Annotated in this window: 13 protein-coding genes and 3 tRNA genes; 4 read left to right on the top strand and 12 right to left on the bottom strand. The window is 61.6% G+C overall.

Annotated features, from left to right (window positions below; translation table 11 throughout):
- Window positions 1-112: 112 nt before the first annotated feature.
- From clpP to ACM62G_RS02235, 5 genes are all read right to left on the bottom strand, one after another.
- Complete coding sequence (gene clpP, locus ACM62G_RS02215) at window positions 113-748, bottom strand: ATP-dependent Clp endopeptidase proteolytic subunit ClpP (RefSeq protein ID WP_010445788.1); 636 nt, start codon at window positions 746-748, stop codon at window positions 113-115.
- A gap of 86 nt (window positions 749-834) precedes the next feature.
- Window positions 835-2145 carry a trigger factor gene (gene tig / locus ACM62G_RS02220; protein WP_419736616.1) on the bottom strand — a complete coding sequence of 437 codons (1311 nt, stop codon included), beginning with the start codon at window positions 2143-2145 and terminating at the stop codon, window positions 835-837.
- Between the two features lie 325 nt (window positions 2146-2470).
- Window positions 2471-2555, bottom strand: a tRNA-Leu gene (locus ACM62G_RS02225).
- Window positions 2556-2613: 58 nt separating this feature from the next.
- Window positions 2614-2689, bottom strand: a tRNA-His gene (locus ACM62G_RS02230).
- A gap of 33 nt (window positions 2690-2722) precedes the next feature.
- Window positions 2723-2799 (bottom strand) — tRNA-Arg (locus ACM62G_RS02235).
- Window positions 2800-3089: 290 nt separating this feature from the next.
- Between ACM62G_RS02235 and folD the strand changes: the two genes are divergently transcribed.
- The gene (folD, locus tag ACM62G_RS02240; RefSeq protein WP_273826350.1) at window positions 3090-3944 is read left to right on the top strand and encodes a bifunctional methylenetetrahydrofolate dehydrogenase/methenyltetrahydrofolate cyclohydrolase FolD; all 855 of its coding nucleotides are present in this window, start codon (window positions 3090-3092) and stop codon (window positions 3942-3944) included.
- A 193-nt stretch (window positions 3945-4137) separates the two neighbouring features.
- Here folD and cysS read toward each other — a convergent pair whose 3' ends face one another.
- Both cysS and ACM62G_RS02250 read right to left on the bottom strand, forming a co-directional pair.
- Window positions 4138-5520: a cysteine--tRNA ligase gene (cysS, locus tag ACM62G_RS02245; RefSeq protein WP_416772523.1), complete on the bottom strand. Its 1383-nt coding sequence runs from the start codon at window positions 5518-5520 to the stop codon at window positions 4138-4140.
- A gap of 18 nt (window positions 5521-5538) precedes the next feature.
- Entirely contained in the window at window positions 5539-7236 is a 1698-nt protein-coding gene (locus ACM62G_RS02250; RefSeq protein WP_054059617.1) for a glutamine--tRNA ligase/YqeY domain fusion protein, read from the bottom strand.
- A 242-nt stretch (window positions 7237-7478) separates the two neighbouring features.
- On the opposite strand from ACM62G_RS02250, the gene ACM62G_RS02255 reads away from it, so the two are divergent.
- Complete coding sequence (locus tag ACM62G_RS02255; RefSeq protein WP_054059618.1) at window positions 7479-7982, top strand: peptidylprolyl isomerase; 504 nt, start codon at window positions 7479-7481, stop codon at window positions 7980-7982.
- Window positions 7979-8728, top strand: a complete 750-nt coding sequence (gene lpxH, locus ACM62G_RS02260; RefSeq protein ID WP_419736617.1) for a UDP-2,3-diacylglucosamine diphosphatase — start codon at window positions 7979-7981, stop codon at window positions 8726-8728. The genes ACM62G_RS02255 and lpxH overlap by 4 nt, the downstream gene beginning before the upstream one ends.
- A 96-nt stretch (window positions 8729-8824) precedes the next feature.
- Here the strand turns inward: lpxH and ACM62G_RS02265 are convergent, their stop codons facing one another.
- The 4 genes from ACM62G_RS02265 to ACM62G_RS02280 all read right to left on the bottom strand — a co-directional run bounded on the left by ACM62G_RS02265 (window position 8825) and on the right by ACM62G_RS02280 (window position 13577).
- A complete protein-coding gene (locus ACM62G_RS02265) occupies window positions 8825-10354 on the bottom strand; it encodes a DHA2 family efflux MFS transporter permease subunit (protein ID WP_419736618.1) in 1530 nt (509 codons plus the stop codon).
- A 63-nt stretch (window positions 10355-10417) separates the two neighbouring features.
- On the bottom strand, window positions 10418-11620 hold the full coding sequence (locus ACM62G_RS02270; protein ID WP_419736619.1) for an efflux RND transporter periplasmic adaptor subunit: 1203 nt from the start codon (window positions 11618-11620) through the stop codon (window positions 10418-10420).
- Between the two features lie 15 nt (window positions 11621-11635).
- Window positions 11636-13105, bottom strand: coding sequence for an efflux transporter outer membrane subunit (locus tag ACM62G_RS02275; RefSeq protein ID WP_419736620.1), 1470 nt, complete (start codon window positions 13103-13105; stop codon window positions 11636-11638).
- On the bottom strand, window positions 13095-13577 hold the full coding sequence (locus tag ACM62G_RS02280) for a MarR family winged helix-turn-helix transcriptional regulator (protein WP_273826346.1): 483 nt from the start codon (window positions 13575-13577) through the stop codon (window positions 13095-13097). Before ACM62G_RS02280 ends, ACM62G_RS02275 begins: the two co-directional genes overlap by 11 nt.
- Before the next feature lie 364 nt (window positions 13578-13941).
- Between ACM62G_RS02280 and ACM62G_RS02285 the strand changes: the two genes are divergently transcribed.
- Window positions 13942-14346, top strand: a complete 405-nt coding sequence (locus ACM62G_RS02285; RefSeq protein WP_054060717.1) for a type II toxin-antitoxin system HicB family antitoxin — start codon at window positions 13942-13944, stop codon at window positions 14344-14346.
- Window positions 14347-14504: 158 nt separating this feature from the next.
- Here the strand turns inward: ACM62G_RS02285 and ACM62G_RS02290 are convergent, their stop codons facing one another.
- Window positions 14505-15110: a tRNA-(ms[2]io[6]A)-hydroxylase gene (locus tag ACM62G_RS02290; protein ID WP_419736621.1), complete on the bottom strand. Its 606-nt coding sequence runs from the start codon at window positions 15108-15110 to the stop codon at window positions 14505-14507.
- Window positions 15111-15247: the final 137 nt, after the last annotated feature.

The raw sequence follows: 15247 nt of genomic DNA on the forward strand, positions 1-15247 counted from the left end.
TCGTTCGATCCAAATCCGATAGGCTTGCAACACAAGATGAAGGCTATTGCGGGCTTTTTCAAGCCCGCAGGTGATCGGACCGGCCGACCACCCCTGTTTTGTGCCGCTTATTTCACGCGGGACGCTTTTCGATCACTTCGTCGATCAGGCCGTATTCACGTGCGGCGGTGGCGCTCATGAAGTTGTCGCGGTTGGTGTCGCGCTCGATTTCTTCGAGCGTACGCCCGCTGTGCTTGGCCATCAGCGTGTTGAGGCGTTCGCGGATGAACAGGATTTCCTTGGCATGGATTTCGATGTCCGATGCCTGGCCCTGGAAACCGCCCAGTGGCTGGTGAATCATCACACGCGAGTTCGGCAGGCAGAAACGCTTGCCCTCGGCACCCGCGGTCAGCAAGAACGCACCCATGCTGCAGGCCTGGCCGATGCAGGTGGTCGATACGTTCGGCTTGATGAACTGCATGGTGTCGTAGATCGACATGCCCGCAGTCACCGAACCGCCTGGAGAGTTGATGTACAGATGGATGTCCTTGTCCGGGTTTTCCGCTTCAAGGAACAGCAGTTGCGCACAGATCAGGTTGGCCATGTAGTCTTCCACAGGACCCACCAGGAAAATCACTCGCTCCTTGAGCAGACGCGAGTAGATGTCATAGGCGCGTTCGCCACGAGCAGACTGCTCGACAACCATCGGGACCAGGCCGCCGGCGGCCTGGATATCAGAGTTCTGCTGAATATAAGAATTACGGAACATGCTCTGCACCCAAATAGTCATGTCTTGAATACGCATAAGCCAGCACGAGGCTGGCTTATGGTGTGTATTTCCAACGAGTCAGAAAATCAGTCGGCTTTTGGAGCTTCCGCCGGCTTGACTGCTTCTTCGTAGGAGACCGATTTATCGGTCACTTTCGCCTTCTGCAGAACAGTATCCACAACTTGTTCTTCCAGCACAACCGAACGAACTTCGTTCAGCTGCTGCTCGTTCTTGTAGTACCAGGACACAACTTGCTCGGGTTCCTGATAGGCCGAAGCCATTTCCTGGATCAGTTCGCGAACGCGCTCTTCGTCAGGCTTGAGGTCGAATTGCTTGACCACTTCAGCCACGATCAGGCCCAGAACCACACGGCGCTTGGCCTGCTCTTCGAACAGTTCGGCCGGCAGTTGGTCAGGCTTGATGTTGCCACCGAACTGCTGAACAGCCTGCACGCGCAGACGGTTGACTTCGTTGACCAGCAGAGCCTTTGGCACTTCGATCGGGTTGGCAGCCAGCAGGCCGTCCATTACCTGGTTCTTGACCTTGGACTTGATCGCCTGACGCAGTTCGCGCTCCATGTTCTTGCGAACTTCGGTGCGGAAGCCGTCCAGGCCGCTTTCCTTGATACCGAACTGGGCGAAGAAGGCTTCGTTCAGCTCAGGCAGGGTTGGCGCGGAAACAGTGTTCACGGTGACGGTGAACTCGGCGACTTTGCCAGCCAGGTCCAGGTTCTGGTAGTCCTCGGGGAAGGTCAGGTTCAGAACGCGCTCTTCACCGGCCTTGGCACCGACCAGGCCGTCTTCGAAGCCCGGGATCATGCGGTTGGACCCCAGAACCAGCTGGGTGCCCTTGGCGGAACCGCCAGCGAAGGCCTCGCCGTCGACCTTGCCGACGAAATCGATGTTCAGTTGATCTTCGTTCTGGGCAGCGCGCTCGGCCACTTCGAAACGGGTGTTCTGCTTGCGCAGGATTTCCAGCATGTTGTCCAGGTCGGCATCAGCCACTTCGGCGCTCAGGCGCTCGACGGCGATGGAGTCGAAACCGGCAACGGTGAACTCCGGGAACACTTCGAAGGTAGCGACGTATTCCAGATCCTTGCCTTTTTCCAGCACCTTCGGCTCGACCGAAGGCTGGCCAGCAGGGTTCAGCTTCTGCTCGACCACGGCTTCATAGAAGGAAGCCTGGATCACGTCACCTACCGCTTCCTGACGGGCATCAGCTTCGAAACGCTGACGGATCACGCTCATTGGCACCTTGCCAGGGCGGAAGCCTGCAATCTTGGCCTTTTGGGCAGTCTGCTGCAGACGCTTGTTGACCTGGGTCTCGATGCGCTCAGCTGGCACGGTGATGCTCATGCGGCGCTCAAGAGCCGATGTATTTTCAACAGAAACTTGCATGGATATTCCTCGTTGCACAGACGTTAGCCGGCCGTTTCCGACCTCAGAAGCAAGGGCATGCATTCTAGTGGGTCATACTCAAGAAGTCACCCCGCTGAAAACGAGCAGGAAACAGCCGGTAATTATTCGTCGGAACAGGCTGTTGGCATCCTTTTCCGACAACACGCAATCACTCGTGCCAGAGCCGTCGCCGCCCTTCTCCCCGATGGAAGAAGCAACCGGCCGACACCCGGGCCGGCAGCCTTGCGGACCTGCCGAGCGCTGAAACAAAAACGGCGCAGCCCTTGTTCAGGTGCTGCGCCGTCTTTTGTATTTGAAGCCAATCTGGTGCGGACGAAGAGACTCGAACTCTTACGCCTCGCGGCGCTGGAACCTAAATCCAGTGTGTCTACCAATTCCACCACGTCCGCGGGTCAAACCGTTAAAGCAAAGACGCCAGATGATTAATCTGGCGTCTTTATTCGAATATGGGGTGGACGATGGGGATCGAACCCACGACAACAGGAGTCACAATCCTGCGCTCTACCAACTGAGCTACGCCCACCATATTGCGTTACTTGTGCCAAAGCTGCCTCAATGGCGCACCCGGCAGGACTCGAACCTGCGACCATCCGCTTAGAAGGCGGATGCTCTATCCAGCTGAGCTACGGGCGCCTTATTAATTTGTACTCTACAATGACTACAAACTAAGAGCTTTCAATCTTGCTGAGCCAGACTGTAACATCCGCCTATTCAGCTCGACCTTCTCAACCAGTGCTAGGCTGTGCCCGACAAGTGCGACGAATGTTATAGACGAGTCGGAAGGTCGTCAACTCTTTTTTGAAAAAAATTTAGAAATATAAAGGAGTTAGGGGAATATCCAGACCAAGCGCCTTTGCCCTCGCGCCCTGGCGTGCGAGAATGTGCACTCTTTTTCCACCCCTTTCGATGGTTAATCACGCGTCATGACTGCACAACTAATCGACGGCAAGGCGATCGCCGCTCGTCTGCGCCAGCAGATCGCTCAACGTGTCGCCGAGCGTCGCCAGCAGGGTCTGCGTACGCCAGGCCTCGCAGTGATTCTGGTCGGCAGCGATCCTGCCTCCCAGGTATATGTCTCGCACAAGCGCAAGGATTGCGAAGAAGTCGGCTTCATTTCACAAGCCTATGACCTGCCTAGCGAAACCACGCAACAGGCACTGACCGAGTTGATCGACCGCCTGAATGACGATCCGAGCATCGACGGCATCCTGCTTCAGTTGCCACTGCCCGAGCACCTGGATGCATCCAGACTGCTGGAACGCATTCGCCCGGACAAGGATGTGGACGGTTTCCATCCTTATAACGTCGGCCGCCTGGCCCAGCGTATTCCGCTGCTGCGCCCCTGCACCCCGAAAGGCATCATGACCCTGCTGGAAAGCACCGGTGCCGACCTCTACGGAATGAATGCGGTAATCGTTGGCGCTTCCAACATCGTCGGCCGCCCGATGGCCATGGAACTGCTGCTGGCCGGCTGCACCGTGACCGTGACCCACCGCTTCACCAAGGATCTGGCCGGCCACGTCGGCCGCGCCGACCTGCTGGTGGTGGCCGCCGGCAAGCCGGGCCTGGTCAAGGGGGAGTGGGTCAAGGAAGGCGCCATCGTCATCGACGTCGGCATCAACCGCCAGGAAGACGGCAAGCTGGTGGGCGACGTGGTCTACGAGACCGCCCTGCCCCGCGCCGGCTGGATCACTCCGGTTCCGGGCGGCGTTGGCCCGATGACCCGCGCCTGCCTGCTGGAAAATACCTTGTATGCGGCCGAATCGCTGCATGCCTGACAGGTGATAGCAGTCAAGACAGGGCACCTTCGGGTGCCCTTGTTGTTTGTGGCGGCCCTGTTCGCGGATGAACGCGACGCACAAAGGGCTTGTGTTCAGTGGGAGCAGGATTCATCCGAGAACAGGGCCCTACCAGACACCCCAAAACACAAAAACCCGCACAAGGCGGGTTTCTGTTCACTCAGCGCAAGGCTCAGTCAGCCAGCCGCCAGGTCGTACCGCCCTTGCCGTCTTCCAGCACCACGCCCATGGCGGTGATCTGGTCGCGGATCCGGTCGGATTCAGCCCAGTCCTTGTTGGCCCGCGCAGCCAGGCGCGCCTGGATCAGTGCCTCGACCTGTGCCGCATCGACACGACCTTCGGCACCGGCCTGCAGGAACTCGTCCGCCTCCAGCTGCAACACGCCCAGCACGTCGGCCAGTTGCTTGAGACGCGCCGCCAGCCCCGCCGCCGCCTCGACATCGATCTCGCGCAAGCGGTTGATCTCGCGCACCATCTCGAACAGCACCGCACAGGCCTCGGGGGTACCGAAGTCGTCGTTCATTGCCTGGGTGAAACGCTCGACGAACGCCTCGCCACCGGCAGCCGGCACGTTCGGCAGGCCCTTCAATGCATGGTAGAAACGCTCCAGGGCGCCCTTGGCGTCCTTGAGGTTATCTTCCGAATAGTTGATGGCACTGCGATAGTGGCTCGCCACCAGCAGGTAACGCACGACTTCCGGATGGTACTTGTCCAGCACGTCGCGAATGGTGAAGAAGTTGTTCAGGGACTTGGACATCTTCTCGCCATTGATGCGGATCATGCCGCAATGCATCCAGGCATTGGCGTAGGTCTTGCCGGTGGCCGCCTCGCTCTGGGCGATCTCGTTCTCGTGGTGCGGGAACTCCAGGTCGCTGCCGCCACCATGAATGTCGAAGGTCTCGCCCAGGCAGCAGGTCGACATCACCGAGCATTCGATGTGCCAGCCCGGACGCCCGGCGCCCCAAGGCGATTCCCAACTCGGCTCACCCGGCTTGGCCGCTTTCCACAGGACGAAGTCCAGCGGGTCCTGCTTGGACTCGCCAACCTCGATCCGCGCACCGATGCGCAGGTCTTCGATCTTCTTGCGCGACAGCTTGCCGTAGCCCATGAACTTGCCGACACGGTAGTACACGTCGCCGTTGCCCGGGGCGTAGGCATAGCCCTTGTCGATCAGGGTCTGGATCATCGCGTGCATGCCGGCGATATGGTCGGTGGCCCGCGGCTCCATGTCCGGCTTCCTGATATTCAGGCGCGCCTCATCCTCGTGCATTGCCGCGATCATGCGCTCGGTCAGCGCTTCGAACGACTCGCCGTTCTCGTTGGCCCGGTTGATGATCTTGTCGTCGATGTCGGTGATGTTGCGCACATAGGTCAGGTCATAACCGCTGAAGCGCAGCCAGCGGGTCACCAGGTCGAAGGCGACCATGCTGCGGCCGTGGCCCAGGTGGCAGAAGTCGTACACGGTCATCCCGCAGACGTACATGCGCACCTTGTTGCCGTCCAGCGGCTTGAAGACTTCTTTGCTCTTGGTGAGCGTGTTGTAGATCGTAAGCACGTTAATTCCTTGACTGAATCACTGACCCCAGGAGTCGCGCAGGGTCACGGTACGGTTGAATACCGGGGCACCTGGTTTCGAGTCCTTGATATCCGCGCAGAAGTAGCCTTCGCGCTCGAACTGGAAACGGTCTTCCGGCTGTGCGTTGCCCAACGAGGGTTCGGCACGACAACCGGTGAGGACCTGCAGGGAATCAGGGTTGATGTTGTCCAGGAAACTTGCGCCGTCTTCGGCCTTCTCCGGGTTCGGCGAGCGGAACAGACGATCGTACAGGCGCACCTCGCACTCGACGCTGGCAGCCGCCGGCACCCAGTGGATCACGCCCTTGACCTTGCGACCCTCGGGGTTCTTGCCCAGGGTGTCCGGGTCATAGGAGCAGCGCAGCTCGACGATGTTGCCATCGGCATCCTTGATCGCCTCGTCGGCACGGATCACGTAGCTGCCGCGCAGGCGCACCTCACCCGCCGGTTCCAGTCGCTTGTAGCCCTTGGGCGGCTCTTCCATGAAATCGTCGCGATCGATGTAGATCTCACGGGCGAACGGCAACTGGCGCACCCCCATGTCTTCCTTCGGATGGCAGGGCAGTTCGAGGTTCTCGACCTGGCCTTGCGGGTAGTTGGTGATCACCACCTTCAGCGGACGCAGCACGCACATGGCGCGTGGCGCGCTCTGGTCGAGGTCGTCACGGATGCTGAACTCCAGCATGCCGAAGTCCACCACACCATCGGAACGGTTGGTGCCGACCATCTCGCAGAAGTTGCGGATGGATTTGGGCGTGTAACCGCGACGACGGAAGCCTGACAGGGTCGACATGCGCGGGTCGTCCCAACCATTGACGTGCTTCTCGTCCACCAGTTGCTTGAGCTTGCGCTTGCTGGTGATGGTGTAGTTCAGGTTCAGCCGCGAGAACTCGTACTGGCGCGGCTTGCACGGCACCGACAGGTTGTCCAGGAACCATTCGTACAGCGGACGGTGGCCTTCGAATTCCAGGGTGCAGATCGAATGGGTGATGCCCTCGATGGCATCCGACTGACCGTGGGTGAAGTCGTAGTTCGGGTAGATGCACCACTTGTCACCGGTCTGGTGGTGATGGGCATGGCGGATGCGGTAGAGGATCGGGTCACGCAGGTTCATGTTCGGCGAGGCCATGTCGATCTTGGCCCGCAATACACGCTCGCCGTCCTTGAACTCACCGGCCTTCATGCGCGCGAACAAGTCGAGGTTCTCCTCGACGGAACGCTCGCGGAACGGGCTGTTCTTGCCCGGCTCGGTCAGGCTGCCGCGGTATTCCTTGGCCTGCTCTGGAGTCAGGTCGTCGACATAGGCCTTGCCGGCCTTGATCAGTTCGACCGCCCAGTCGTGCAGTTGATCGAAATACTGCGAGGCGTAGCGCACTTCGCCGGCCCACTCGAAACCCAGCCACTTGACGTCACGCTCGATGGCGTCGATGTACTCCTGATCTTCCTTGGCCGGGTTGGTGTCATCGAAACGCAGGTGCGTGACGCCACCGAACTCCTGGGCCAAACCGAAGTTCACGCAGATCGACTTGGCGTGACCGATGTGCAGGTAGCCGTTGGGCTCAGGCGGAAAACGCGTGACGATCTGGGTGTGCTTGCCCGAATCCAGGTCGGCCTGAATGATCGGGCGCAGGAAGTTGACCGGGACAGCCGGGCCGGTCTTGGCGTTCGAAGTAGGGTCGACAGTGGGCTTGCTCATAAGATCCTTGGACGTAACAAGTGCGTGGCCCGGATAGGCCGGGTCAATCAAAACTCCTATCATAGCCGAACCTGTCAAGCCCCTGACAGGGCCAGCCGGAAAACCGCTGCTTTTAATACCGGCGGTATAAAAACCCTCGAAATGCCCGGCAAGCACGTTAAACTCCCCGCCCAGGTTGTGGCGCAGCCCCTTGAAGGGGCCGGCCACGTCCCACGAATTTCCTGAACAGAGCGATAGCTACCATGACTCAAGTCAAACTGACCACCAACCACGGCGAGATCGTTCTCGAGCTGAACGCCGAAAAAGCCCCGCTGACCGTTGCCAACTTCGTTGAATACGTCAAGGCCGGCCATTACAGCAACACCGTGTTCCACCGCGTCATCGGCAACTTCATGATCCAGGGCGGCGGTTTCGAGCCAGGCATGAAGGAAAAGAAAGACAAGCGCCCAAGCATCCAGAACGAAGCGGACAACGGCCTGTCGAACGACAAGTACACCATCGCCATGGCCCGTACCATGGAGCCGCATTCGGCTTCCGCACAGTTCTTCATCAACGTCACCGACAACGGTTTCCTCAACCACAGCGCCAAGACCGTTCAGGGCTGGGGCTACGCGGTATTCGGCAAGGTGATCGCCGGCACTGAAGTGGTCGACAGCATCAAGGGCGTTGCCACCACCATGAAGGCAGGCCACCAGGACGTACCGGCAGAAGACGTGATCATCGAGAAAGCCGAGATCGTTGAGTGATACTGCTGATTTCAGACTTGCATCTGGAAGAGGAGCGCCCGGACATCACCCGGGCGTTTCTGGATTTCCTCGCCGGACGCGCCCGTTCGGCACAAGCGTTATATATCCTTGGCGACTTCTTCGAAGCCTGGATCGGCGACGATGCCATGACCCCTTTCCAACGCTCGATCTGCGCGGCACTGCGCGAGGTCAGCGAGGGCGGCACCCCGATTTTCCTGATGCACGGCAACCGCGATTTCCTGCTCGGCAAGGCCTTCTGCAAGGCAGCCGGAGCCACGCCGCTCAAGGACCCGAGCGTGGTGCAGATCAATGGCGAGCCGGTGCTGTTGATGCACGGCGACAGCCTGTGCACCCGCGACGAGGCCTACATGCGCCTGCGTCGCTACCTGCGCAACCCCATCAGCCTGTTCATCCTGCGGCACCTGCCGTTGCGTACCCGGCACAAGCTGGCGCGCAAGCTGCGCAGCGAAAGCCGGGCGCAAACCCGGATGAAAGCCAACGACATCGTTGATGTGACCCCGGAAGAGATCCCGCGGATCATGCAGCAGTATGGCGTGCACACCCTGGTCCACGGCCACACCCACAGGCCGGCGATTCACAAGCTGCAGCTCGGCAGCCAGGCGGCGAAGCGAATCGTGCTGGGTGACTGGGATCGCCAGGGCTGGGCATTGCAGGTGGACGAGCAGGGATTCCACCTGGGCGAGTTCGAGTTTCCGCCACCGCCGGCGTTACCCCTGCTCCAGTAAAAAGCTTCGCGGGCAAGCCCTGCTCCTACAGACTCATGTCGTACACGACACCGAACCGTAGGAGCAGGGCTTGCCCGCGAATGGGCCTGACTCGGATCAATGCCCGGCCGACGCTGGCCCGGCCTTCGCCGCGAACGGCGGCTTGGCCAGCCAGACCAGCAGCATCAAGCCCATGAAGCCCCACCCGAGCAGCGTAAAGTAGTCCACGGTCGACAGCATGTAGGCCTGGCTGTTGAGAATCTGATCCAGCTGGCTGTAGGCCTGGCCCCCCGCGCCACCGAGATTGTTCAGCGCCTCGCGCGTCGCCGGGTCGAACGGCGTGATGCTTTCGCTCAGGTAGGCATGATGCTGGTCCGCCCGGCGAATCCAGATCCAGGTAGTCAGGGATGCGGCAAAACTGCCGCCCAGCGTACGCAGGAAGGTCGCCAGGCCGGCGCCATCGGCGATCTGCTGTGGCGGCAGGTCCGACATCAGGATGCTCAAGGTCGGCATGAAGAACAGCGCCACGCCGATCCCCATGAACAGTTGCACCAGCGCCACGTGCTCGAAGTCCACCTCATTGGTAAAGCCGGCACGCATGAAGCAACTCAGGCCGATGGCCAGGAAGGCGATCCCGGCCAGCAGGCGCAGGTCGACCCGGTTGGCGTACTTGCCGACGAAGGGCGACATCAGCACCGGCAGGATGCCGATCGGCGCCACCGCCAGCCCCGCCCAGGTCGCGGTGTAGCCCATCTGGGTCTGCAACCACTGCGGCAGGATCAGGTTGATGCCGAAGAACCCGGCGTAACCGAGGATCAGCACGATGGTGCCGATGCGGAAGTTGCGGTAGGCGAACAGCCGCAGGTTGACCACCGGATGCGCGTCGGTCATTTCCCAGATGACGAACACCGCCAGGGCGATCGCCGAAATCACCGCGCCGATGACGATGAAATTCGATTCGAACCAGTCCAGGTCGTTACCCTTGTCTAGGATCACCTGCAGCGCGCCGACACCGATGATCAGGGTCAGCAGGCCGACATAATCCATCGGCTGCCGACTGATCACCACCGGCCGCGCCTTGAGCTGCTGACGCACCACGGCGGCGGCAAAAATGCCGATCGGCACATTGATGAAGAAGATCCACGGCCAGCTGTAGCTGTCGGTGATCCAGCCACCGAGGATCGGCCCGGCAATCGGCGCGACCACCGTGACCATCGCCAGCAACGCCAGGGCCATGCCTCGCCTCGCCGGCGGATAGACGGCGATCAGCAGCGTCTGGGTCATCGGATACAGCGGGCCGGCCACCAGCCCCTGGAGCACCCGGAAGCCCACCAGTTCGGGCATCGAGGTGGAAATACCGCAGAGAAACGAGGCTAGCACGAACAGCAACGTGGCCCAGATGAACAGCTTCACCTCGCCGAAGCGCCGGCTCAGCCAGCCGGTCAACGGCAGGGCGATGGCGTTGCTGACGGCAAAGGAAGTGATGACCCAGGTGCCCTGCTCCGAACTCACCCCCAGGTTGCCGGAAATGGTCGGCAGCGCCACGTTGGCGATGGTGGTGTCGAGCACCTGCATGAAGGTCGCCAGCGACAGACCGATGGTGCTGAGCAACAGGCTCGGCGGGGAAAATGATGCGTTCGAACTCATCGCGAATCCTTTGGAACGGGGCAGGCGCTGCGACCGCGAGGGCCGCAGCGGGGGACTGGCGACTCAGCGCTGCGCGGTCTTGGCCGCCGTTGCGCTGTTCTCATGGATCAGGCGGTTGATCACCGCATCGGCGTCAGCCAACTGCTGCTGATAGACGTTGGTGCTGAACGAAGCCTTCTGGGGCGGCTGCTGTGCCAGCACCGGACCACTCTGGTCGTGCAGGTCGACCTCGACCTGGGTCGACAAGCCGATCCGCAGCGGATGCTTGACCAGATCCTCGGCGTTGATGTGCACACGCACCGGCACCCGCTGGACGATCTTGATCCAGTTACCGGTGGCGTTCTGCGCCGGCAACAGGGCGAAGGCGCTGCCGGTACCGGCGCCGAGGCTGTCGATGGTACCGCTGTATTTCACGTCGCTGCCGTACAGATCGGCCTCGATGTCCACCGCCTGGCCGATCCGCATCTGGCGCAGCTGGGTTTCCTTGAAGTTGGCATCGATCCACAACTGGTCCAGCGGAATCACCGCCATCAATGCGGCCCCCGGCTGTACACGCTGACCGAGCTGCACGGTGCGCTTGGCGACATAACCGGTCACCGGCGCGACCAGCGTGCTCCGGGCATGAGCCAGGTACGCCTGGCGCAACTGGGCAGCGGCCGCCTTCACATCGGGATGGTTGGACACCACCGTGTCGTCGACCAGTGCATTGCTGCTGTTGAGTTGCTGCTCGGCGTTGCTCAAGGCGCTCTGGGCCGAGGTCAGGTCGTCACGGGCGTGGGACAGTTCCTCCTGGGAGATCGCACCGCTGGCGGCGAGATTCCTGCGGCGGGTGTAGTTTTCCTGGGCCTTCTGCACGGCCGCCTTCTGCGCCACCACCTGGGCCTTCATGCCGTCGACGTTGCTGTACAGGCCGCGCACCTGGCGCACGGTCTTGGCCAGATTGGCCTCGGCGCTCTGCAGGCCGACTTCGGCATCGCTCGGGTCGAAGTTCACCAGCACCTGCCCCTCATGGACCAGGTCACCGTCATCGGCACCGATGCTGACCACCGTACCGGTGATCTGCGGCGTGATCTCCACCACGTTGCCATTGACGTAGGCGTCGTCGGTGCTTTCGCTCCAGCGCCCGTAGAGTTCGTGCCAGCCCCAGACCGCCGCGCCGCCGACGGCGACCACCAGGGCGAGGGCCAGGAGCATGATCTTGCGTTTGCCGGAGTTGGCGGCACCGGGGTTGTTTTCAACGGAGTTGTTTTGGGCAGGGTTAGCCATGACAAGTACCTTGAATTAGTGGGTCCGTGCAGCCGGGCTCGAATCGCCCAGGGCGATGTTCTCGGCGTGGAATCCGCCGCCCAGGGCCTGCATCAGTTGAATGGAAAGGTCGATCTGCTGGGCATTCAGTTCCGCCAGCTGGCGCTGGGCCTGCAACAGGGTCTGCTCGATGGTCAGCACGTCCAGGTAGTTGCCGATGCCGGCGCCATAACGCTGGACCACGGTGTCATAGGACTGCTGGGCGATATCCGCCGCATGCTGCTGGACAGCGATCTGCCGGACGATCTCGCGCAACTGCTGGATCGTGTCGCTGACATCCCCAAGCGCCTTGACCAGGCTCTTGTTGTACTGCGCCACCGCCAGGTCGTAGTCGGCATCCTTCGCATCGAGCCCGGCGCGCAGGCGGCCGCCGTCGAAGATCGGCAGCGAAACGGTCGGCGCGATGCTGAAGAAACGGCTGGCCGAACCGAACAGGGCGTCGCCCAGCAAGGCCTCGGTGCCGGCCGCGGCACTCAGGTTGAGATTGGGGTAGAAACGCGTCTTGCCGGCGGCGATATCCTTGCTCGCGGCCTCGACCCGCCAACGCGCGGCCACCAGGTCCGGACGCCGGCCCAGCAGCTCGGCCGGCAGGCTCGAAGGCAGGGCGACCACCGCAGGCTGGAGGATTTTCGGCCGGGCCAGCTCGTTGCCGCGGTCCGGCCCCTTGCCCAGCAAGACGGCCAGGGCGACCTTGGCGCTCTGCAGTTTCTTGCGTGCATCGATCACCTGCTCCTCGGAGCTGGCGGCCAGGCTTTCGGTCTGCTGATACTGATAGTGGCTGTCGATTCCGGCACTCAGGCGGCGCTGGCCCAGTTCGAGCATCTGCCGGGTGCGCTTGAGATCATCGTTGGCCAGGTCATAGACGATATGCGCCTCGCCCAGGTTGCTGTAGGCCCGCGCCACATCGCCGGCCAGGGTCAGGCGTGCCGCCTGCTGGTCGACCTCGGCGGCCCGCGCCTGACCGAGCGCGGCCTCCCAGGCGTCACGCTGGCCGCCCCAGAGGTCGAAGGTGTAGTTGAAGTCCAGGCCCAGCTTGCGCACGGTGTCGTAGTTGCCACCCTGCCCGCTCGGGTCCTGGTCACGAGGCAGGCGGGAACGAGTCACCCCGGCGCTGGCATCGAGGGTCGGCAGGCGGGCGGCATCGGCGGCATAGGCCGCGGCGCTGGCCTGGTGGGTCCGCGCACTGGCGACCTGCATGTCCGGGCTGTCGCGCAGCGCTTCCTGGATCAGCCCGTCGAGCTGCGGGTCGCCCAGGCTTTTCCACCAGTCGGTCGACGGCCAGGCCGCCGGCGACAGCCGGATACCCTTGAGCGACTGTTCGGCCTTGAGATCCTTCGCCTCCAGGCTCACTCCAGACGTCGTCAGCCCCTGGTAGCTGGCACAGCCCGCCAGGGCCATCGCCAGGAACATCAGACTGAAACCGCTGCGCAAGGTTTTACCGTTCATTTTTTTCACCCAGCCGCAACTGGGTGATCGAGTCCCCGGCTGCCAGCAAAATCTTCTTGAGAATGTCTTCCAGGGTCTGCAGCTCGTCCCGGGTGATCGCACCCGCCAATTCGTTCATGGCGTCGGCGCCGATTTCCGGCAGGCGGTCCGCCAGGGCCTGGCCCTGTTCGGTCAGTACCAGACGGACCTGACGCCGATCGCCCTCCGAACGCTGGCGCACCAGCAGTTCCTTCTGCTCCAGGCGATCGAGCATCCGCGTCATCGAGCCGCTGTCGATGGACAGGTGGCGGCACAGCTCGGCCGGCGAATCGACGCCGAACTGGGCCATGATGATCAGCACCTTGAACTGCGCCGCGGTAATGCCGTACGGCACCATGTGGGTATCGATGATCCGGTCCTTGAGCAACGCCGCGCGCCCCAGGAGCAGGCCGAGATGGCAGTTGTGAAAGTTTTCCGGAAGGAAATGCTTCATAGAGTCACCAGAAAGCTGCCTAGGCAGAGAGTTGCTCAGATATTACTGCCTAGGCAGTTAATGTCAAAGAAATTGTTAGCAAGCTTTTCAAACAACCGATGGAAGGCACCGACTGATAGCCGGCGGAAATAGGCAGCCTCCGGCTTGGACGAAAGCGCACTGAACGCCGGCCCTGCCACCTCGCCTCACCTGCCGGGAGACGAGTGGCGCCGACTTTCGAGAAATAACTCTGGGAACACCTTCGAAATCGCTGTCTGATGGAAGGACAGTCAGGCTTTCCTGAACCAGTTGGTCAGGGCTTCAAGGGTTGAAAAACAAGGAAACGGGCGGGCCTGCCATGAACCGGCTCACCCAGGAGGACATCATGCAATATCCCATTGCCATTGAATGGGGTGATGAACACACCGCCACCGGCGTACAGATCCCGGACATTCCAGGCGCCGTGACCGCCGGCGACAGCTTCGAGGAAGCCTATGACGCCGCCATCGAGATCGCCCACATCCGCCTGGAGGAAATCGCCTCGAGCGGCGAGCGGGTACCGATGCCGTCGCCATTGCTGGCCCACCGGCAAAACCCCGACTTTGCCGAAATGGGTTGGGGCCTGCTGGAAATCGATATTTCGCCCTACCTGGGCAAGACCGAGAAGGTCAACGTGACCCTTCCCGGCTTCGTGATCCAGCGCATCGACCGCTACGTGCGCGACCACCGGATCAAGAGCCGCTCGTCGTTCCTGGCCGAGGCGGCACTGGAAAAGCTGGTTCGCGCCTAGTGGCCTGTACGGTTAACTCGAATACTCAAATTCGGGTACAGGGGTTTGCCAGGCAAGGCGCCATGACGAGTCGTAGCCGAGCTACGGCCAGGAATGGCAACGCAGTCTGGCGAAGCCCTGGACCCGGCGTTGAGTGTGCGAATTAGCCACACAGGCCACTAGACAGCCGGGACACCGCTGTGGAAGCGAAACTCGACGTCCGGCGACTCGATCAGCTCCTGCTCCACCAGCCGGACCTTCTCGATCACCCGGGCGATATCCGCAGCGTCGCCATACTGGTAGGCCAGCTTCAGATAACCCTGGAAATGCCGGGCCTCGCTCTTGAGCAGGCCGAAATAGAACTTGCCCAACTCTTCATCCAGGTGCGGCACCAGGGCCTCGAAACGCTCGCAACTGCGGGCCTCGATAAAGGCCCCGACCACCAGCGTGTCCACCAGTTTCACCGGCTCGTGGTTGCGCACCACCTTGCGCAGGCCCGAGGCGTAGCGGCCGGCGGAAAGCTGGCGCAAGTCGATCCGACGACGCTTCATCAGGCGCATCACCTGCTCGTGGTGCACCAGCTCCTCCCGCGCCAGCCGCGACATCATGTTGATCAGGTCGACATGCGAATGGTACTTGGCGATCAGGCTCAGGGCCGTGCTCGCCGCCTTGAACTCGCAGTTCTTGTGGTCGATCAGCAGGGTTTCCTGATCGGCCAGCGCCGCCTGCACCCAGGCGTCCGGCGTGCGACAGCCGAGAAACTCATGAATTTCCGGCAGGTTCACAGGAAGGCTCCCGGCAGTGCGCAGCGAAGGGGGTCGAACAACGAAAGAATCGGCAACATGGGGCTCACAAGGGGTCAGGCAACTCAAGGCCGCCGATTATACGGGTCCCGGGGCGGACCACCAGCCATCGTCCTTGA

Origin of the sequence: Pseudomonas sp. COR18 (assembly GCF_048568395.1) — a bacterium.
Lineage (GTDB): Bacteria > Pseudomonadota > Gammaproteobacteria > Pseudomonadales > Pseudomonadaceae > Aquipseudomonas > Aquipseudomonas fuscovaginae_B.